Below are 18,408 nucleotides of genomic sequence, written 5' to 3'. Positions count from 1 at the left end.
CACGCGTTCCTCGGCATGCCCGCCTTCCCCGAGGCCGCCGCCGGGGCCGTACGGGACGAGCGGCTGCGCACCAACCTGCGGCACGCCACCCACACCATCCGCGACAAACGGGCCCGGGCCGTCGCCGAACTCGCCGACTGGGGGCGGCTGCGCGCCGCCGGGAAGGCGATCAAGGACCACACGCTGCGCCACCTCGACCGCTACCTGGTGCAGTTGGAGGAGTCCGTCACGGCGGCCGGCGGCACCGTGCACTGGGCCGCCGACGCCGAGGAGGCCAACCGGATCGTCGCCGGACTGGTCAGGGCCACCGGCCGGACCGAGGTCGTCAAGGTCAAGTCCATGGCCACCCAGGAGATCGAGCTCAACGAGGCGCTGGCGGCCGAGGGGATCACCGCCTACGAGACCGATCTCGCCGAACTGATCGTGCAGTTGGGCGACGACCGGCCCTCGCACATCCTGGTGCCGGCGATCCACCGCAACCGCGCCGAGATCCGGGAGGTCTTCGCCGACCGGATGGCCTCCTGGGGCCGCCCGGCGCCCGAGGGCCTCACCGACTCCCCCGCGGAACTCGCCGAGGCCGCCCGGCTGCACCTGCGGGAGAAGTTCCTGCGCGCCGAAGTCGCCGTCTCCGGCGCCAACTTCATGGTCGCCGAGACCGGCACCCTGGTGGTGGTCGAGTCCGAGGGCAACGGCCGGATGTGTCTCACCCTGCCGCGCACGCTGATCTCCGTGGTCGGGATCGAGAAGGTCGTGCCGACCTGGCGGGACCTGGAGGTCTTCCTCCAGCTGCTCCCCCGCTCCTCCACCGCCGAGCGGATGAACCCCTACACCTCGCTCTGGACCGGGACGACGGCGGGCGACGGCCCGTCCGAGTTCCACCTGGTGCTGCTGGACAACGGCCGCACCGCCGCGCTCGCCGACCGGGTCGGCCGCCAGGCGCTGCGCTGCATCCGCTGCTCGGCCTGCCTCAACGTCTGCCCGGTGTACGAGCGGGCCGGCGGGCACGCCTACGGCTCGGTCTACCCCGGGCCGATCGGCGCCATCCTGACGCCCCAACTGCGCGGCACCGCGAGCCCGGTGGACGCCTCGCTGCCGTACGCCTCCTCGCTCTGCGGGGCCTGCTACGAGGTCTGCCCGGTGGCGATCGACATCCCCGAGGTACTGGTGCACCTGCGCGAGCGGGTCGCCGAGCAGGGCGGACACCCGCTGGAGCGGGCCGCGATGGCGGCCGCCGGGTTCGTGCTGGACCACCCGGCGGCGCTCACCGCCGCCGAGCGGCTGGCCGGCCGCACCCGGCGGCTGCACCCGCGCCGGCTGCCCGGGCCCGGACGGGCCTGGAGCGACACCCGGGACCTGCCGGAGGTGCCGGCCGAACCGTTCCGCGACTGGTGGCGGAGGAACCGCAGATGACCACGTCCGACCGCAATCCGCCCGAACGGCCCTCCACCTCCCGCGAGTTGGTCCTCGGCCGGATCCGGGCCGCGCTCGGCGACACCGCCGCCGTCGCCGAACAGCCACTGCCCCGCGACTACCTGGCCGCACACGTGCCGACGGACGACCCGGCGGCGCTGCTCGACCTGCTGCACCGCAACCTGGCCGACTACCGGGCCCTGGTGCACCGCTGCCCCGAGGACGAACTGCCCGGGAGGATCGCCGGGTTGCTGGTCGAGCGGGGCAGCCGGACGGCCGTGGTGCCCGCCGGGCTGCCGCCCGCCTGGCTCACCGAGGCCGAGGCCGAGGGGATCGAACTCCTCCCGGACGACGGGACGTTGACCGCCGCCCGACTGGACGCGGTGGACAGCGTGGTGACCGGCTGCGCGCTGGCCGTCGCCGAGACCGGGACGATCGTGCTGGACGCGGGCCCCGGCCAGGGGCGGCGGCTGCTCTCACTCGTCCCGGACCACCACGTCTGCGTGGTGCGGGTGCCGGAGCAGGTCGTCGCCTCGGTGCCGCTGGCGCTGCCACGACTCGATCCGGTACGGCCGCAGACCTGGATCTCCGGGCCGTCCGCCACCAGCGACATCGAGCTGGACCGGGTGGAGGGGGTGCACGGGCCGCGCACCCTGGAGGTGCTGCTGGTCACGGCGCCGGGAAGCTCCGGGCGGGCCCTCACTCCGGCCTGAGCTCCAGGGTGCAGCACTTCGCCCCGCCGCCGCCCTTCAGCAGCTCCGAGACGTCCACCGGGACGGGCTGGTACCCGTGCTCGACCAGACGGCCGGCCAGGTTCTTGGCGGCCTCCGGCAGCAGCACCCGGCGGCCGTCGGAGACCGCGTTGAGCCCGAACACCTCGGCGTCGGCGCGGTCGGCGAGGATCGCGTCCGGGTAGAGCGCGCGCAGCACCGAGCGGCTGTCGGCGTCGAAGGCCTCCGGGTAATACATGACGTGGTCGTCGCCGAGCACCGCCAGTGCGGTGTCCAGGTGGTAGAAGCGCGGGTCGACCAGGGTCAGGCTGACCACGGGGACGCCGAACAGCTCCCCGGCCTCGGCGTGCGCGGCGCGCGAGGTGCGGAAGCCCGTCCCGGCGAGCACCCGGCGGCCCACCACCAGGTGGTCGCCCTCGCCCTCGTTGACGTGCCCGGCGCGGCGCACCTCGCGGTAGCCGCGCTCGCGGAACCAGGCCTGGTAGGCCTCCGACTCGGCGGCCCGCTCCGGGTGGCGGAAGGTGGCGACCAGGGCCCGGCCGTCCAGCACGGTGGCGCCGTTGGCGGCGTACACCATGTCGGGCAGGCCGGGAACCGGGTCGATCAGCTCGACGGTGTGGCCGAGCCGGCGGTACGTCCAGTAGAGCCGCTCCCACTGCCGCAGGGCGAGCGCGGTGTCGGTGGGCTGGGAGGGGTCCATCCACGGGTTGATCGTGTAGTCCACGGTGAAGTGCGTCGGCCGGCACATCAGGTAGCGCCGCGGCCGGGCGTGGCGCTCCGGAGTCTGCGTGAGCATGGCTCAACCATCCTTGGATCGCGGGGAGTTCGTCGCACGGAGTTCGGGGCTCCCGGGGCCGAACACCTTCGTTCCCAAGGCGGCTGCCCCGGCGGAACCGTTCGCACACCCGGACGGGCGCCCCCGGCGGTCGCACGCCCCCGCGCACCCGGCGCAGGCACCGGCGCATCGGACCGCCGGGGCCGTTCCGCGGGCATCCGGTGGCAGCCGCCGTGGCCGGGCGGCAGCCGCCGGGCGCCCGGCGGAGAGGGCCGAGAGGTCACGTGGCCCATCTCACGTGCCGCCGGGGTCACCTACGGTGGCGTAGGTCACTTGATTGGGTGAACTATCTCCTTCATGCCGAATCTCCAGGAGACCCTTGACCTCGATTCGTATGCCGCCCTCGGGGACAGCTTCACCGAGGGCCTGAACGATCCCGGCGTCGACGGCAGGTTCGCCGGGTGGGCCGACCGCCTCGCCGGGCTCCTCGCCGCCGGACGCCCGCCGGGCGCCTTCCGCTACGCCAACCTCGCGGTGCGCGGCCGACTGCTGGACCAGATCACCGCCGAGCAGGTGCCGCAGGTGCGGCGCCTCCAGCCCGACCTGGTCACCTTCTGCGCCGGCGGCAACGACATCCTCCGGCCGGGCGCCGACCCGGACGAGGTCGCCGAGCGCTTCGAGGCCGCCGTCGTCCAACTCACCGAGAGCGCCGGAACGGTGCTGATCTGCACCGGCTTCGACACCAAGGACGTGCCGCTGCTGAAGCACCTGCGCGGCAAGATCGCCACCTACAACGGGCACATGCGCGCCGTCGCCGACCGCAACGGCTGCAAGGTGGCCGACCTGTGGTCGCTGCGCGCGGTGCAGGACCGCCACGCGTGGAGCGAGGACCGCCTGCACCTGTCCCCCGAGGGCCACCAGCGGGTCGCCCTGCTGGCCGCCCGCTCGCTGGGCCTGCGCACCGAGCAGGACCCGGAGGCCCCGTGGCCGAACGCCCGCGCGCTCAGCCCCGCCGACCAGCGGCGGGAGAACATCCAGTGGGCCCGTGAGCACCTGCTGCCCTGGGTCGGCCGGCGCCTGCGCGGCGAGTCCTCGGGCGACCACCTCGAGCCCAAGCGACCGGAGCTGCTGCCGCTCTGACGCCAGGTCAGGACGGTCGGCCCGGGCGGACCCGTTCAGGCGGCTCCCGCTCCGCCGGCCGCTGCGACCCGTGAGGTCCGCAGCAGCCGGTGGAGCAGGCCCGCACAGCCCGCGCCGACCAGGTACCAGAGCAGGTCCGGCGGGTTGAAGGTCGAGCCCAGCACCAGCCGGGCCGCCGTGCTGTGCCGCCCCCAGGCGTCCGGCAGACCGGTGAGCTGGAACAGTTCCACGGCCCAGCTGAGCGCGGCGGCCAGCAGGGCGGCCCGGCCGGGGCGCACCCTCGGCACGGCCAGCACCAGCAGGGCGTACAGCAGGACTGTGTAGAGCGCGTCCCCGGCGCACTTGGCGAACTCCCCGCCCGGCACCGCGCGCACGCCCAGCCCGGCCACCACCGTCAGCACGGCGGCGCACCCCGCCGCCAGGCGCGTACGCCGGTGCGCCCGAAGACCGTTCCCCCCGAGATCGTTCACCCGCACCACGCTACCCGGCACCTCCCCCTCCCCCGAACGCACGCTGCCCCGGGGGCCTTCGCCCTCTCCGCCGCGCCCGCAAGTCCTCCCCGCCCCCGCCGCACACCGCACACCGCACACCGCACACCGCACACCGCACACCGCACACCGCACACCGCAAGCGGACCGCCCTCCCCCGGAACCACCGCGCCACCCCGTACGTCCATCCCCCCGAACGAACGTCCGCGCAGGTCGCGGACGGGGTGAGGACCGGAAGGGACGGGCTGGGACAGTGGCGCACGTGGGTGGGGCCGAGGTGGTCGAGGCGCAGTCGGGACCGACGGCGGGGCGGGACGAGCGGACCCGGCGCGGGTTCGCGGTGGCCGGGTTCGCCTCGGCGCAGGACGGGCAGGCGCGGGAACGCGGCAAGGAGCTGCGGACACGGGTGCCCCGGGAGCGGCATGCGGAGTTCACGCCCGCGCCCGACCGGCCGACGGCCGTGACCGCGCTGGAGGCCTCCAACACCGGCCGAATAGCCCAGCTGGTGCCGATCCGGGTCGGCCGGATGGCCGCGACCCCGTTCGCCTTCCTGCGCGGCTCGGCCGGACTGATGGCCGCCGACCTCGCGGGCACCCCGGTGACCGGGGTGAACGCGCAGCTCTGCGGGGACGCGCACGCCGCGAACTTCGGCCTGTACGGCGATGCGCGCGGCCAGATCGTGCTGGACATCAACGACTTCGACGAGACCGTCCGCGGCCCTTGGGAGTGGGACCTCAAGCGGCTCGCCGCCAGCCTGGTACTGGCCGCCCGGGAGACCGGGGCGAGCGAGGCCACCGCGCGCGAGGCCGCCCAGCACGTGGCGGGCTCCTACCGCCGGACCGTGCGCACGCTCGCCAAGCTCCCCGGACTGGACGCCTGGAACGCCATCGCGGACGAGCAGTTGGTCTCCTTCGCCGAGGCGCACGACCTCGCCGAGGTGCTGCGGAAGGTCGGCGCGAAGGCGCTCGGCAACACCAGCGCGCGGTTCGCCGCCCGCAGCACCACCCGGACCGCGGACGGCGGTTGGCGCTTCACGGCCGCTCCCCCGGTGCTCACCGAGGTGACCGACGCGACCGCCCGCGCCGTCGCCCACGCGCTCGGCCCATACGTCGAGACGGTGCCGGCGGAAGTGCGCACCCTGCTGTCCCGCTACCGGGTGCAGGACGTGGCGTTCCGAGTGGTGGGCACCGGCAGCGTGGGCACCCGCTCGTACGTGGTGCTGCTCACCGACCACCGCGACCAGCCGCTGGTGCTGCAGGTGAAGGAGGCCCGTCCGTCCGTGCTGCTGCCGTACCTGCCGGCCGGGGCGCAGTCGGAGCCGGACGGGCACGAGGGCCGCCGGGTGGTGCTCGGCCAGAAGCACATGCAGGTGGTCAGCGACACCCTGCTGGGCTGGACGACGGTGGACGGACTCCCGTACCAGGTACGGCAGTTCCGTAACCGCAAGGGCAGTGTCGACCCGGCCGCGCTGCAGCCCTCGCAGTTGGACGACTACGCCCGGATCACCGGCGCCCTGCTGGCCCGGGCGCACTCGCACACCGTCGACCCGGGCCTGCTGGCCGGGTACTGCGGCAAGAGCGAGGCGCTGGACGAGGCGGTCGCCGCCTTCGCGGTGGCCTACGCGGACCGCACCGAGGCCGACCACGCGGACCTGCTGACGGCGGTGCGCAACGGGCGGCTGCCCGTCGAGCACGGCGTCTGATCCGCCCGGCCCCGGCGGTTCAGCGGGCCAGGAACGGCGCCACCGCGGCGACGAACTCCGCCGGCCGGGCCGCGTGCACCAGGTGCCCGGCCTCGACGGTGACCAGGCGGCAGTCCGGGATCAGCCGGGCGAGTTCGGCGATCCGCTCCTGCGGGATGTGGCTGGCCGGGCCGCCCGCCACCGCCAGCGTGCGGGCGGTGATCCGGGCCAGGCCCGCCCGCCAGGCCGGGTCGGGGTCGTCGAGCTGGGCCCGGACCGCCCGGACCATCGCCCAGTCGAAGTGCACGTCCGGGTCCGGGTCCTCGGGCAGCGCGCTCGCCGGGCGCGGGTACAGCGCGGGGATGTCCTCCAGGACCAGCCGGTCGATCCGCTCCGGCGCGGCCTGGGCGAGCAGGTAGGCGACGGCGCCGCCCATCGAGTGGCCGACCAGGTCGACCCGGGCGAGGCCGAGGGCGTCGAGGAAGGCCCGCACGTCGTCCCGCATCGCCTCCAGGGAGTAGGAGGCGGTGCGGGAGCTGTCGCCGTGGCCGCGCAGGTCGAGCGCGTACACGCGGTGGGCGGGGGCGAGGTCCGGCAGGACGGTGTCCCAGTCGGCGGCGCGTTCGCCGAGGGCGTGCAGCAGTACCAGCGGCGGTCCGCCGGGCCGTCCGCTCTCGCGGTAGGCGAGCGTCGCTCCGGGCAGGTCCACGGTCCGGTTCCGTACGTCGGTCATGCCCGCCACGGTACGGGCCGGTCTCGGCTAGCGGACCGGCGTCGCCCTCGGCTCACCGCGACCGGTTCGTCCTCGCGCTGCTCCCGCGCCGCGGCCCGGCCGGCGAACACCGAGGTCAGGACGGCGAGTCCGGCCACCGCGGCGCACACCACGCTCGCCGTCAGGTAGGCGGAGCGGTGCCCGCCGCCGCCGGCGGTCTCCCGCAGGTAGACCCCGGACAGTGCCGAGACCGCGACGGCCGCCGCGATCCGCTGGGCCATCTGCAGGATCGCCCCGCTCACCCCGGCCGCCTCGGCCGGCGCGTGGCGCAGCACGTACGCCTGGTTGGTGGAGCCCATCAGGCCGATCGAGGCGCCGCCGAGCAGTTGTAGCAGCGCCAGCAGCCAGGGCAGGACGGCGACGGACGCCCAGTGCGCGAGCAGCCCGCTGAGCAGTATGGCGAGCGCGGAGCCGGCCATCGCGGCACTGACGGTGCGCCGGCCGTGACGTTGGACGACCCGCCAGGCCAACGCGGAGGCCACGCCCATCGCCACGGCGGAGGGCAGCGCGACCAGCGCGGCTCCCATCGGGGAGAGGCCGAGGCCGTCCTGGAGGAACATGGTCAGGACCAGCGAGGCGGCCAGCGAGGAGCCGAACTGGGCCATCGCGGTGGCCGTCCCGAGCGCGTACGGTGCGGAGCGGGTGAGAGCCGGGTGGATCAGTGGCCGGCCGCCGGCCCGGGCGTAGCGGCGCTGCCACCAGGCGAGCGCGCCGAGCAGCAGCAGGGCGGCGGCGGCGAAGGCGAGCCAGCCGGTCCAGCCGGGCGGCCGGACGAAGGGCAGCATCAGGGCCAGGGTGAGCGCCGCGACCAGCAGCAGCCCGACGACGTCGAGGTTGGCGTTCCGCGCGCTGGGGCGGGGTTTCGGCAGGTGGCGGGCCGCCAGGGCGACGGTGGCCAGGCCGAAGGGGACGTTGAGCAGGAAGGTCAGCCGCCAGCCGTGCTCGGGGCCGGCCAGGGCCAGTACCGCGCCGCCGATCGGCGGGCCGAGCGCAAAGGCGAGGCTGCCGGTGACGGCGTACATGCCGAGGGCGCGGGCCCGCAGCTGTCCGTCGAAGACGTCCTGGAGGGTGCCGATCATCTGGGAGTTGACCAGGCCGGCGCCCGCGCCCTGCACCAGCCGGGCGGCGATCAGCACGCCGGGTTCGGTGGCGGTCGCGGAGACCAGGCTGACCAGGGTGAACAGGGCGAGGCCGGTGACGAAGAACCACTTGCGGCCCCTGACGTCGCCGAGCCGCCCGCCGGGGATCAGTGCGAGGCCGAAGGCGAGCGAGTAGCCGGCGACGATCCACTGGAGGTCGGCGGGCCCGGCGTGCAGGGTCTCGCGCAGGGCGGGGATGGAGGTGTTGAGGACGGACTGGTCGAGCAGCGTCGTGAAGCCGCCCGCGACGCAGACCAGCAGGACCCGGCGCCCGGCGGCGTCGAAGCGCTCCTTGGGCTGCTGGGAGTTCCCGGACCCTTCGGGGGCCCTGCTCCTCCCGGGCTCCTCGGCTATCGGGCCGGTGGCGGCGCTCACGGTTCGACCACCACCAACGCGTACCGGGCCTCGCCCGGGCCGAGGCTGCGGAAGCGGTTGGTGGCGCCGACGTAGCGCAGGCAGTCGCCGGGGCCCAGCGGCTGCGGTTCGCCGTCCACCGTCAGCTCCAGGTTCCCCTCGAACAGCCAGAGGTGGTGCTCCCGGCCGGGCGGGCAGGCGCGGTCGTAGGCGATGTCCGCGCCGGCCGGCAGCCGGCCCTCGATGATCTCCGCCCGCAGCGAGCCGTGCGGCGGCGAGACCGACCGGCGGACGAACCCGGTCGTCCCGTCCCGCCAGACCTGCTGCTCCCCGGCGCGCACCAGCCGGTCCGGGCCGGACTCCACCTCGGCCAGCAGCCGCGACATGGTCCGCCCGTACACGGCGCACAGCCGCCCGAGCAGCGCGGCCGTCGGACTGACCTCCGCCCGCTCCACCCGTGACAGCGTCGACCGGCTGACGTCCGCCAGCCGGGCCAACTCCTCCAGGGTCCACCCGTGTTCCAGTCTCAGCTCGGCGAGCCGCTGTGCCAGCCGCTCGTCGCCGGCCGTGTCGATTCCCATATTCGTGATGCTATCCCGGATCTGAGATCCACTCACCGGGCGAGGGCCGCCGGATCCGTCCGCCCGGAACCTCAGGAGTGACGCGATCCCCCGGAACCCCAGGAGCGGTGGGCGACCGTCGTCCCGCTCGAAGCCGCAGCTTGACGGGGCCTCGGCCCGCGAGGGGCGCCGATCATATGATGTGCGCCGAATCGTGGCCGGTCGGCGGCCCGTGAGGCGAGGGGGACCAGCGTGTTCGGCATCATCAGACCGTGTAGGCATCGATTGTCCGAGCGCCTCCAGACCTCGTGGATGGCCCACCTGTGCGGGCTCTGCCTCGCGCTGCGGGACGACCACGGGCAACTCGCCCGGACGGCGACCAACTACGACGGCCTGATCATCTCCGTGCTGGTCGAGTCCCAGGCCGCCCGGGAGGACTCCTCCTGGCGCCGCACCGCCGGGCCCTGCCCGCTGCGCGGCATGCGGACCGCCTCCGTCGCCAAGGGCGAGGGCGCCCGCCTCGCCGCCGCCGTGTCCCTGGCACTCGCCTCGGTCAAGATCCGCGACCACGTCGAGGACCGTGACGGCGTCTTCGCCCGCCGCCCGGTCGCCGCCGGGGCCCGGGCCGTCACCCGGCGCTGGGACCGGAAGAGCGCGGGCAGCGCCTCGATCGTCGGCTTCGACACCGCCGTACTGCTCGACGCGGCCTCCCGGCAGGGCGAGCTGGAGCGCTCGCTGCGGCCCGGCGGCTCCGTCCTGCTGGTCACCGAGCCCACCGAGACCGCCACCGCGGCCGCCTTCGCGCACACCGCCGTGATCGCCGGGCGCCCCGGAAACGCCGCCCCGCTCGCCGAGGCCGGGCGGCTGTTCGGCCGGCTCGCCCACCTCCTGGACGCCGCCGAGGACCAGGCCGCCGACGTGGCCTCCGGCGCCTGGAACCCGCTGACCGCCACCGGGACCGACCGCGCCGAGGCCGAGCGGCTCTGCCGGGACGCCGTGCACGGCATCCGGCTCGCGTTGGGCGAGGTCGAACTGACCGACCGCGCGCTGGTGCACGTCCTGCTCGCGCACGAGACCGAGCGCGCGGTGGAGCGGGTCTTCGGCCCGGCCCGGCACGGGGCGAGCTGCCGCCGTCCGGGCTCGGCGGGCGATGCCGCGGCCACGGGTGCGGCGGGCGGCACCACGGGCGAGCACCCGCACCAGGCTCCGCCGCGGGAGACGCCCCCCGGCCAGGCGCCGGTTCCGCCGTGGGTGCCGCAGGGCCCCGGCTTCACCCCGCCCGGCGAGAAGCCGCCGAACCCGCGCAACCTGCTCGCCGGGTGCGCCGTGTGGGCGCTGATGGCCTGCAGCTGCCAGTTGCTCTGCTGCGACCACAACGACCCGTTCAGCCGCGAGCGCCGCGAGGGCTTCTGCCAGCGGCACGACTGCGACTGCTCCGGCTGCGACTGCTCCGGCTGCTGTGACTGCTGCAACTGCTGCGACGGGGACTGCTGCGGCGGGTGCGACTGCGGGTGCGACTGCTGACGCGGCCGGCCGGTCAGCCCCGCCGGGCTGCGTCGGCCTCCCGCTCCTGACCGGCCGCCACCGGCCCGGGGTGCCCCCGCAGCACTCCGGGCCGGTCCGCGTTCCGGTCCTGCCCGGCCTCGCCGCGCCGCCAGAGCGGCAGGACGGCCACCGGCATCACCGCCGACGGGCACAGCTCGGCGCACTCAGGCATCGCGCCCCGCCGCCTTCCGGTCCACCGCCAGCGAGTCCTCCAGCCGCGCCAGCAACTGCCGGAACCGCTCGGTGTCCTGCTCCGTCATCCGCCCCTCGGGCAACGCCCCCGGCCACTCGGCCGCTCTCTCGTCCATGGGCCCGAGGCTAGGCGGCGACGATCAATGGGAGATAAACGCGTGTTGACGCGAAATGTGCTTGCCCGTGCGGTCCGCCCCGAACGCAGGGCGGTTGTCCGGGGCGGCCGGGCGAGGTCCTACCGGGCCGTCGTCGCCTCCAGCAGCAGCCGGGCGGCGTTCCATGAAACGGCCGCACACCGAGCACAGCCGCTCCAGCGCGCAGTCGGCGCTGCGCCCGCGGTCGGTCAGCGCGAACTGCGGCACGTCGCCCTGCCAGGGCGTGATCGCCGGCACCGGGTAGCCCCGCCCGTCCCGGGGGCCGCGCCCCCACGTCGTCGGGCACCGGCACGAGTTCGAATCGCACGCCCCTATCGGCACCAGGGACGGCCCCCGCCGGTCGACCCCGGCCGCCGGGGCGGGTGCCGCTACTCCTCGCCCTCCTGAGCGAGCATCACCTTCCGCAGCAGGTCGGCCAGGGTGCGCCGCTCATCCTCGGACAGCACTCCGAGCAGCCGCCGTTCCTCCCGGCCCACCACCTCCAGGGCCTCCTGCCAGGCGGCGCGCCCGGCCTCGGTCAGCACGATGTCGACCTTCCGGCGGTCCTCCGTGGACGGCGTGCGCAGGACGAAGCCGCGGCGCTCCAGGGTCTCCAGCCGGCCGGTGACCGAGGCCGGGGCGAGGTTGAGGTCGGCCCGCAGGTCGGAGGGGGCGGCGTGGCCGCCGCGCCCGGCGAGCACGTGCAGGGTGTCGAACTCGTGCTTGTGCAGGCCATAGTCGGCGACGCCCTGTTCGCGGACCCGGCCGAGGTGGCGGGTGAGCCGGGACATCCGGGTCACGGAGGCCTCGATGTCCGGGTCGAGGCCGGGCAGCACCGGCTGCCAGCGGTCGACGTGACCGTCCGTCCAGTCGCGGGACGCGGCGGGCTTCTCGGTTGGGCGCTCGGGAGGATGCTCGGCCATGCGAGGAGTCTACAAACCACCACAGAAACGACGGCATCAAAATATTCGTTGCCGAAATTTCGCTGCCGAAATAAAGTGCGGAGCGTGACACGACACCCCTTGCGCCTGAGCGGCTTCCGCCTGCTCTTCATCGGCCGGACGGTCTCCACCCTCGGCGACGCCGCGGTCCCGGCCGCCCTGGCCATCGCCATCACCCGCGCCACCGGCTCCTCCGCCGCACTCGCCCTGGTCCTGGGCTGCGCGATGGTGCCCAAGCTGCTCCTGCTGCCGGTCGGCGGGGTGATCGGGGACCGCTACAACGCGCGCCTGGTCGCCCTCGCCACCGACCTCGTCCGGGCCCTCGCCCAGTTGCTCGTCGGCCTCGAACTGCTCGGCGGACACCCGAGCCTGCCGCACATCGCGGCCGCCTCGGCCGTCGGCGGCATCGCCTCCGCCTTCGCCATGCCCACCGCCTCGCCACTGGTCGCCGCCACCGTCCCGGGCGAACTGCGGCTGCGCGCCAACGCCCTGCTCGGCACCGCGACCGGAGCCGCCCGACTCGGCGGACCGGCGCTCGCCGGCCTGCTGGTGTACACCACCGGGCCCGGTTGGGCGTTCGTGCTGGACGGCGCGTCCTTCGCGCTGAGCGCCGCGCTGCTCTCCCGCCTGCGCGTCGACCACGTGCCCGCCGAGCCGCGCTCGCTGCGCCGGAACCTCGTCGAGGGCTGGAGCGAGGTGCGCTCCCGGGACTGGTACTGGACCAGCCTGATCGCCCACGGGGTGTGGAACGGCGCGAGCGCCGTGCTGCTCACCCTCGGCCCGCTGATCGCCGCCACCCGGCTCGGCGGGGACGGCGCCTGGATGGCGCTGACCCAGGCGGGAGCGGTGGGCCTACTGGTCGGCTCGCTGATCGCCGGACGGCTGCGGCCCCGCCGCCCGGTCCTGGCCGGAAACCTCGCCCTCGCGCTGTTCGGGCTGCCACTGATCGCGCTCGCCCTCCCGACCCCGGCGCCGGTCGCGGTGGCCGCGCAGGCGGTGGCGATGGCCGGGCTGGGCTTCCTCAACCCGCTCTGGGAGACGGTGGTCCAGCAGGACTTCCCGCCGGGGACGCTGGCCCGGGTCACCTCGTACGACTGGCTGCTCTCGCTGGCCGCCGCCCCGCTCGGGTACGTCCTGGCGCCGCTGGCCGCCGACGCCTGGGGCGAGCGGGCGCCGCTGCTGGCGACGGCGGCCCTGGTGACGCTGTGCTGCGCGGGCACGGCGGCGGTGCCCGGCGTCCGGCGGTACGGCGCCCGGGCGGCGGCCGGAGCCGAGCCCGTGACCGCACCCGGGCCGGTGGCCGTCCGGCCACCGGCCCGGGATCGGAACCCGGCTCAGCCCCAGGCCGAGGCCCAGCCCCAGGCCGGGGCTCGGGCCGGGATCAGGTCCTGATCGCCGCGGGTCAGTTCCAGATGCCGGTGATGTCGGCGGCGGAGGCCGCGTTGCCCGCGTGGCCGGTGGTGCCGACCAGGTCCTCCAGGGTGCGCAGCACGTTGTAGTGGTTGTAGGTGGTGGAGCTGCTGCTGCCGGGCGTCACGTGGGCACCGTAGACCACGGTCGGGATCCGGTTGCCGGACAGCGAGTTGTCCTCGTCGAAGGTGACGACCAGCAGGCTGTTGTGGGTCTGCGCCCAGGCGGCGTACGCCCCCAGGTTGTTCTTGATCCAGGTGTCGCCGGTGCCGACCGAGCAGTCGTGCATGTCGCTGCAGAGGTTCGGCACCACGAAGGAGACGTTCGGCAGGGTGCTGTAGTCGGCCGGGAACTGGGCGAAGGTCTTGGCCGAGTTGAGCGGGACGTTGCCGAAGCCGAACCAGGGGTTGTGCTTCTGCGCGTACTTGCCGCTGCTGCACACGGTGCTGCCCTCGCTGGGCAGGGTCTCGTTGTAGCTGGCCCAGGTCTTGCCGGCGGCGATCACCTCGGACGCCAGGTTGGCGCTCTGGAAGCCGCCGACCTTCACGCAGCTGTCGTCGACCCGGCCCTGGGTGGAGCCGGAGAACAGCGCGTAGTAGTTCGGCTCGCTCGGGTGGGTGATGCCGTACGACTGGGTGAGGTTGGCGCCGCCCGCGATCAGGGTGTTGTTGAGGTACGGCGCGCTGCTGCTGCCGACGACCTGGGAGTAGGCGTGGTTCTCCATCACCACCACGACGACGTGGTCGGGCGTGGGCAGGGCCGCCGCCTGCGCGGTGGTGGCGGTCGCCGCCCAGAGGCCGGCGGAGGCGGCCAGCAGGGCGACGGCGGAGCCGATCGCGGTCGCAGTGCGACGGGAGCGGGGGCTCATGGCTTTCGTGGACGAAGTCATGACAATTCCTTGGGTGGGAGACGGCCCGGTGAACGGGCCCGGGACGGGAGGTGCCTGCCGCCGGGATGCGGCGTTCCGGTGCGGCGCCTGGGGTGCGACCGGCGCGAAAGGCGCCCGAACAGCATGGGGCTCCGCCGCCGACATGGGTAGTCGGCGGCAGGTGAAACCTTGGCCCCGGCGTGGGAAACGGACGGTGAGACCGGTCGGGCCGCCGCTGACAACGGAGAATGCGGGCGAATCGGTTCACATTGCCACCGGCCGCCGGGACGGTGATAGTGATCTCCGACCGACGCGGTCCGACACCGCGTCAGCTGACGAGAGAGCCGAGGAACATGGCGATGACCAGCCTTCTGCGTCCGCTCGCGGTGGCCGCCGCCGGCGCCGTCCTCGTGGCGACCGGCGCCCTGCCCGCCGCGGCGGCCGGCCGGGCCACCACCGACGCGACCGCCCCCGACCTCGCCGGCGTGCGCGCCGCCCTGGAGGCCACCACCGCGGCCGGGGCCCCGGGCGCCTTCGCGGTGATCCGCGACCACGGCACCATCGACCGGACCCGCTCGGTGAACGTCGGCCTGGCCGACCTGGACGGGACCCCGATGAACTCCTCGTGGAGGTTCCGGGTCGGCAGCAACAGCAAGATGTTCACCGCCGTTCTCGTGATGCAGCTGGTGGAGGAGGGCCGGATCGACCTCGACCGGCCGCTGCGCGAGTACCTGCCCGAGGGCACCCTGCCGGAGGGCTGGACCATGACGGGCCGCCAGGTCATGGAGCACCGGGCCGGGATCTTCGACCACACCGACGACCTGCTGGAGCAGGCCGGCGAGGAGACCACCGGCGCGTTCGAGGCGCGCATCCGCACCACCGTGTACGACCCGCGCGAACTGGTGGCGATGTCCGTCAAGCACGGCGTGCAGTACACCCCCGGCACCCGCTACTCCTACTCCAACACCGACTTCGTGCTGATGGGCCTGGCCGTCGAACACCTCACCGGCCGGCCGTTCCCGGAGGTGTTGAACGAGCGGATCATCCAGCCGCTCGGCCTGCGCAGGACCTCCTTCGTGGTGCCCGAGCAGACGATCCGCGGCGCCCACGTCACCGGCTACCTCACCAACGACGACCGGACGAAGCCGCTCCTGGACTCCACCGAGCAGACCGGCTCCTGGGTGTGGAGCGCCGGGGCCGTCATCTCCACCGCCGAGGACCTCGACCGCTTCCTCGCCGCGCTGACGGCCGGCGGCAACGGCGGGCTCGTCTCGGACGCCTCGCTCCGGCAGATGACCGCCGCCCTGCCCACGCCCACCGCGAAGATCTCCTACGGCCTGGGCCTGCGCCGCATCTCGCTCTCCTGCGGGGACGTGTACGGGCACGGCGGCATCGTGCAGGGCTTCAACAGCCAGTCCTTCACCACCCCGGACGGGCGGCGCAGCGTGGTGGTCTTCGCCAACGCCTCCAACAACGGCTCGGTGACGCAGGGGCTGATGAACACCCTGGAGCCGGCTTTCTGCGGCAAGCGGCCCGCCGCCGAGTCGCGGACGGCGTTCGCACCGGCGTCGACGCCGGCCGCCGACCCGGCCTCGGCACCGGTGAACTCGCTGCCGGTGGTGGAGGACATCAGGATCTGACACCGGCCGCTCGGCCCGCACCCGCGCCCGCGCCCGGTACGACCGGGAGCGGGCACACCGGTCGGTGCCGGTCAGTGCCGGGCACTCGCCGAGCGGGGTCCTTCCGCGCTCAGGTCGGTGAGCGCCTCGGTGAGCAGCTCGCGGGCCTCCTCGGCGCGGCCCTGCTCGATCAGCGCGGTGCCCAGTTCGGTCAGCGTCTTGGTCATGCTGTCCGGGCGGCCCACCGCCTCGAAGTGCAGCAGGGCCTGCCGGTAGGCCTTCTCGGCGGCCGGCCACCGCTTCAACGCCGCCCGGTCCAGGCCGAGTTCGTGCGCGGTCATGGCCGCGAGCAGGTGGATCAGCGGCGAGGACCAGCGCTCCACCAGCTCCAGCGCCCCGGCCAGCGCCCGCCGGCGCGACTCCACCGCCTCCTCCGCCCGGCCGGACTCCCGCAGGCAGTTGGCGGCGCCCCGCAGGGTGACCAGCCTGCCGATCATCGCCGAGCGGCTGGGCACCTCGGCGAAGGCGTCCGCCGCCCGGTGGAAGGCGTCGGTCGCCTCGCGGTGCCGCTGGAGGTAGCGCAGGCCCGAGGCGAGGTAGGTGAGCGCCCAGCCCTCCTGCTCCCGGTCACCGACCGCGCGGGCCAGCTCCAGTCCCTCGGCGGCCAGTTCGATGCCGCGCTGGTAGCGGTGCAGGCAGGTGACGTGCGTCCAGGCCAGGTAGTTCACGTGCACCGCCTCGACCCGCCGGTCCCCGATCGCCCGGGCGGCGTCCGCCGAGAGCTGGAACACCTCGGCCCAGATGCCCCAGCTCAACAGCCGGTCCGAGAACCAGTGCATCGCCTCGGCGGTGTCCACCACCTCCCGGTACCGGCCGGCCCGCTGCGCCTGGTGCAGGGCCGCCAGCCACTCCGGGTGCTCGTACTCCAGCCAGGCGGCGGCCTCGGTGAGGTACGCGGGTGCCGGGCCGTCGGTGCCGGTCCCGGCCGTGGCGTGGTCCGGGTCGAACCGCAGTCCGTAGTCGGCCGCCCGGCCGAGGATCCAGCGGCCGGCCCGGGTGCGGACCTCGGCCAGCTCCTGGGGCGTCTCGTCGGCGGCCAGCCGCTCGCCCGCGTAGAGCCGCACCAGGTCGTGCAGGCGGTAGCGGTCCGGGGTGGCGGCCCGCACCAGTCCGGCGTCGACGAGCTGCTCCAGCACCAGCTCGGTGCGGGCCGCCGACCGGCCCGCGTAGGCCGCGGCGATCTCCGCGGTGAAGTCCTGGCCGGCCGTCAGGGCGCAGCGCCGCAGGACGAGCTGCGACTCCTCGGGCAGCCGCCGGTAGGACAGCTCGAAGGCCGGGCGGACGGCCAGGTCGCCGGTCTCCAACAGGTCCAGCCGGTTCTCCTCCGCGGCGAGCTGGCGCACCAGGTGGGCGACCGGCTGCTGTGGGCGGGCGACCAGGCGCTGCCCGGCGATCCGCAGCGCGAGCGGCAGGTAGCCGCAGAGCCTGGCCAGCTCGGCCGTGGCGTCGGGGGCGGCCTCGATCCGTTCCCGGCCGGCGATCCTGGCCAGCAGGCGGGCCGCCTCGACCGGGGAGAGCACGTCCAGGTTCAGCCGGTGCACCGACTCCAGGCCGGGCAGCACGTTGCGGCTGGTCACGATGGTCACGGCCGGGCCCGAACCGGGCAGCAGCGGGCGCACCTGGCCCTCGTCGGCGGCGTTGTCCAACACGAGGACGAGCCGCCGCTCGCGGACCAGCGCCCGGTAGAGGCCGGCCCGCTCCTCCGTCCCGGCGGGCACCGCGGCGTCGGCGACGCCCAGGGCGCGCAGCACCTGGCCGAGCGCGTCCCGGGCGGACAGCGGCTGCGTGGACATGCCGCCGAGGTCCAGGGAGAGCTGGCCGTCCGGGAACCGCGGCGCCAGGGCGTGGGCGGCGTGCAGCGCGAAGGAGGTCTTGCCGAGGCCGGGCTGACCACTGACCAGCACCACGCGCGGGTGGGCCGGGTGCTCGTCCTGCGCCAGTTCTGCCAGCAGGGCGAGGGCGTCCTCGCGGGCGGTGAAGTCGGCGATGTCGCGGGGCAGCGCGAGGGCGCTCTGGCCGGCCTCGGCGGAGGCCACGGGCGGGGCGTCGGCCGTACCCGGCGCTTCGGCCGCACTCGGAGTGTCGGCCGCAGTCGGGGCCGAGGCGGCCGTGCGCGGGGCGGACCGGCGGGACCGGGCGGGGCTCGCGGCAGGTGTGAGGGCCTGCCGCGCCCCGCGCGGACGTCCGGACTGTGCGGCCCCGTCCAGCGCCCGCGCCTGCGCGTCGTCCAGCCCGAGCGCCTCGGCCAGGGCCCGTACGGTGCGGCGCTGCGGTCCGCGGGTGCGGCCGCGCTCCATGTCGCCGAGTGCGCGCAGACTGACCCCGGCGGCCGCGGCGAGTTCCTCCTGGGTCAGGCCCGCCGCCACCCGGTGCCCGGCCAGCAGACGGCTGAACTCGTTCACGTCCGTGTCCGTGCCGCCCCCGGCCGCCATGCCCCGCCCCCACTCGCTCGGTCCCGCTCAGTTCCGCACTTCTGCCTGGAGTCGCCTCCGGCGGTTTCGTTCCAGGCAGAAGTATGCCCCGGTGGCCGGGTTCCTCCTACTCGGCCCGATCCGATGGCGTCCTCCCAGGTCAGGAGGGTCGGGCGGG

General features: G+C 74.9%; 17 protein-coding genes. 7 read left to right on the top strand and 10 right to left on the bottom strand.

Annotated features, from left to right (window positions below):
- Positions 1–15 precede the first annotated feature (15 nt).
- Both ACWDBE_RS28140 and ACWDBE_RS28135 read left to right on the top strand, forming a co-directional pair.
- Positions 16–1,410: a lactate utilization protein B gene (locus tag ACWDBE_RS28140; RefSeq protein WP_449809453.1), complete on the top strand. Its 1,395-nt coding sequence runs from the start codon at positions 16–18 to the stop codon at positions 1,408–1,410.
- On the top strand, positions 1,407–2,123 hold the full coding sequence (locus ACWDBE_RS28135) for a LutC/YkgG family protein (protein ID WP_449809446.1): 717 nt from the start codon (positions 1,407–1,409) through the stop codon (positions 2,121–2,123). The genes ACWDBE_RS28140 and ACWDBE_RS28135 overlap by 4 nt, the downstream gene beginning before the upstream one ends.
- Here ACWDBE_RS28135 and ddaH read toward each other — a convergent pair.
- The gene (gene ddaH, locus ACWDBE_RS28130) at positions 2,110–2,937 is read right to left on the bottom strand and encodes a dimethylargininase (protein ID WP_449790699.1); all 828 of its coding nucleotides are present in this window, start codon (positions 2,935–2,937) and stop codon (positions 2,110–2,112) included. The genes ACWDBE_RS28135 and ddaH overlap by 14 nt on opposite strands.
- Before the next feature lie 336 nt (positions 2,938–3,273).
- Between ddaH and ACWDBE_RS28125 the strand changes: the two genes are divergently transcribed.
- Positions 3,274–4,056 carry an SGNH/GDSL hydrolase family protein gene (locus tag ACWDBE_RS28125; protein WP_449790698.1) on the top strand — a complete coding sequence of 261 codons (783 nt, stop codon included), beginning with the start codon at positions 3,274–3,276 and terminating at the stop codon, positions 4,054–4,056.
- Positions 4,057–4,091: 35 nt separating this feature from the next.
- Here the strand turns inward: ACWDBE_RS28125 and ACWDBE_RS28120 are convergent, their stop codons facing one another.
- Positions 4,092–4,532 carry a ribosomal maturation YjgA family protein gene (locus tag ACWDBE_RS28120; RefSeq protein WP_449790709.1) on the bottom strand — a complete coding sequence of 147 codons (441 nt, stop codon included), beginning with the start codon at positions 4,530–4,532 and terminating at the stop codon, positions 4,092–4,094.
- Positions 4,533–4,797: 265 nt separating this feature from the next.
- Here ACWDBE_RS28120 and ACWDBE_RS28115 point away from each other — a divergent pair, with 265 nt between their 5' ends.
- Positions 4,798–6,246 (top strand): DUF2252 domain-containing protein, encoded by a 1,449-nt coding sequence (locus ACWDBE_RS28115; protein WP_449790697.1) that lies wholly within the window; start codon positions 4,798–4,800, stop codon positions 6,244–6,246.
- 19 nt (positions 6,247–6,265) lie between these two features.
- Here the strand turns inward: ACWDBE_RS28115 and ACWDBE_RS28110 are convergent, their stop codons facing one another.
- Genes ACWDBE_RS28110 through ACWDBE_RS28100 form a run of 3 tightly spaced genes read right to left on the bottom strand, consistent with a single transcriptional unit; the run spans position 6,266 to position 9,071 of the window.
- Positions 6,266–6,958: an alpha/beta fold hydrolase gene (locus tag ACWDBE_RS28110; protein ID WP_449790696.1), complete on the bottom strand. Its 693-nt coding sequence runs from the start codon at positions 6,956–6,958 to the stop codon at positions 6,266–6,268.
- The gene (locus tag ACWDBE_RS28105) at positions 6,955–8,511 is read right to left on the bottom strand and encodes an MFS transporter (RefSeq protein WP_449809445.1); all 1,557 of its coding nucleotides are present in this window, start codon (positions 8,509–8,511) and stop codon (positions 6,955–6,957) included. The genes ACWDBE_RS28110 and ACWDBE_RS28105 overlap by 4 nt, the downstream gene beginning before the upstream one ends.
- Complete coding sequence (locus tag ACWDBE_RS28100; RefSeq protein ID WP_449790694.1) at positions 8,508–9,071, bottom strand: helix-turn-helix domain-containing protein; 564 nt, start codon at positions 9,069–9,071, stop codon at positions 8,508–8,510. The genes ACWDBE_RS28105 and ACWDBE_RS28100 overlap by 4 nt, the downstream gene beginning before the upstream one ends.
- Positions 9,072–9,302: 231 nt before the next feature.
- Here ACWDBE_RS28100 and ACWDBE_RS28095 point away from each other — a divergent pair, with 231 nt between their 5' ends.
- Positions 9,303–10,574 carry a DUF5685 family protein gene (locus ACWDBE_RS28095; protein WP_449809444.1) on the top strand — a complete coding sequence of 424 codons (1,272 nt, stop codon included), beginning with the start codon at positions 9,303–9,305 and terminating at the stop codon, positions 10,572–10,574.
- Positions 10,575–10,587: 13 nt separating this feature from the next.
- Here ACWDBE_RS28095 and ACWDBE_RS28090 read toward each other — a convergent pair whose 3' ends face one another.
- The 3 genes from ACWDBE_RS28090 to ACWDBE_RS28080 all read right to left on the bottom strand — a co-directional run bounded on the left by ACWDBE_RS28090 (position 10,588) and on the right by ACWDBE_RS28080 (position 11,844).
- On the bottom strand, positions 10,588–10,767 hold the full coding sequence (locus ACWDBE_RS28090) for a hypothetical protein (RefSeq protein ID WP_449809443.1): 180 nt from the start codon (positions 10,765–10,767) through the stop codon (positions 10,588–10,590).
- Positions 10,760–10,903: a hypothetical protein gene (locus tag ACWDBE_RS28085; protein WP_392877974.1), complete on the bottom strand. Its 144-nt coding sequence runs from the start codon at positions 10,901–10,903 to the stop codon at positions 10,760–10,762. Before ACWDBE_RS28085 ends, ACWDBE_RS28090 begins: the two co-directional genes overlap by 8 nt.
- Before the next feature lie 407 nt (positions 10,904–11,310).
- Entirely contained in the window at positions 11,311–11,844 is a 534-nt protein-coding gene (locus tag ACWDBE_RS28080) for a MarR family winged helix-turn-helix transcriptional regulator (protein WP_449790691.1), read from the bottom strand.
- Positions 11,845–11,928: 84 nt separating this feature from the next.
- Between ACWDBE_RS28080 and ACWDBE_RS28075 the strand changes: the two genes are divergently transcribed.
- Entirely contained in the window at positions 11,929–13,254 is a 1,326-nt protein-coding gene (locus tag ACWDBE_RS28075) for an MFS transporter (RefSeq protein WP_449809442.1), read from the top strand.
- Positions 13,255–13,264: 10 nt separating this feature from the next.
- Here the strand turns inward: ACWDBE_RS28075 and ACWDBE_RS28070 are convergent, their stop codons facing one another.
- The gene (locus ACWDBE_RS28070; RefSeq protein WP_449790689.1) at positions 13,265–14,161 is read right to left on the bottom strand and encodes an alkaline phosphatase family protein; all 897 of its coding nucleotides are present in this window, start codon (positions 14,159–14,161) and stop codon (positions 13,265–13,267) included.
- Positions 14,162–14,499: 338 nt separating this feature from the next.
- Here ACWDBE_RS28070 and ACWDBE_RS28065 point away from each other — a divergent pair, with 338 nt between their 5' ends.
- The gene (locus tag ACWDBE_RS28065; protein ID WP_449790688.1) at positions 14,500–15,780 is read left to right on the top strand and encodes a serine hydrolase domain-containing protein; all 1,281 of its coding nucleotides are present in this window, start codon (positions 14,500–14,502) and stop codon (positions 15,778–15,780) included.
- Positions 15,781–15,851: 71 nt separating this feature from the next.
- Here the strand turns inward: ACWDBE_RS28065 and ACWDBE_RS28060 are convergent, their stop codons facing one another.
- Complete coding sequence (locus ACWDBE_RS28060; RefSeq protein ID WP_449809441.1) at positions 15,852–18,221, bottom strand: ATP-binding protein; 2,370 nt, start codon at positions 18,219–18,221, stop codon at positions 15,852–15,854.
- Positions 18,222–18,408 lie beyond the last annotated feature (187 nt).

This window comes from Kitasatospora sp. NPDC001132 (genome assembly GCF_053598415.1).
The sequence above is the reverse complement of the archived record's forward strand: the minus strand, read 5'-3'. Positions and strand labels throughout refer to the sequence as shown.

Bases quoted from the DNA above. Each gene is read 5' to 3' on its own strand.
- ACWDBE_RS28065 (WP_449790688.1), top strand. From the start codon at position 14,500: ATGACCAGCCTTCTGCGTCCGCTCGCGGTGGCCGCCGCCGGCGCCGTC.
- ACWDBE_RS28125 (WP_449790698.1), top strand. From the start codon at position 3,274: ATGCCGAATCTCCAGGAGACCCTTGACCTCGATTCGTATGCCGCCCTC.
- ACWDBE_RS28140 (WP_449809453.1), top strand. From the start codon at position 16: ATGCCCGCCTTCCCCGAGGCCGCCGCCGGGGCCGTACGGGACGAGCGG.
- ACWDBE_RS28100 (WP_449790694.1), bottom strand. From the start codon at position 9,071: ATGGGAATCGACACGGCCGGCGACGAGCGGCTGGCACAGCGGCTCGCC.
- ACWDBE_RS28080 (WP_449790691.1), bottom strand. From the start codon at position 11,844: ATGGCCGAGCATCCTCCCGAGCGCCCAACCGAGAAGCCCGCCGCGTCC.
- ddaH (WP_449790699.1), bottom strand. From the start codon at position 2,937: ATGCTCACGCAGACTCCGGAGCGCCACGCCCGGCCGCGGCGCTACCTG.
- ACWDBE_RS28110 (WP_449790696.1), bottom strand. From the start codon at position 6,958: ATGACCGACGTACGGAACCGGACCGTGGACCTGCCCGGAGCGACGCTC.
- ACWDBE_RS28070 (WP_449790689.1), bottom strand. From the start codon at position 14,161: ATGACTTCGTCCACGAAAGCCATGAGCCCCCGCTCCCGTCGCACTGCG.
- ACWDBE_RS28090 (WP_449809443.1), bottom strand. From the start codon at position 10,767: ATGCCTGAGTGCGCCGAGCTGTGCCCGTCGGCGGTGATGCCGGTGGCC.
- ACWDBE_RS28135 (WP_449809446.1), top strand. From the start codon at position 1,407: ATGACCACGTCCGACCGCAATCCGCCCGAACGGCCCTCCACCTCCCGC.
- ACWDBE_RS28085 (WP_392877974.1), bottom strand. From the start codon at position 10,903: ATGGACGAGAGAGCGGCCGAGTGGCCGGGGGCGTTGCCCGAGGGGCGG.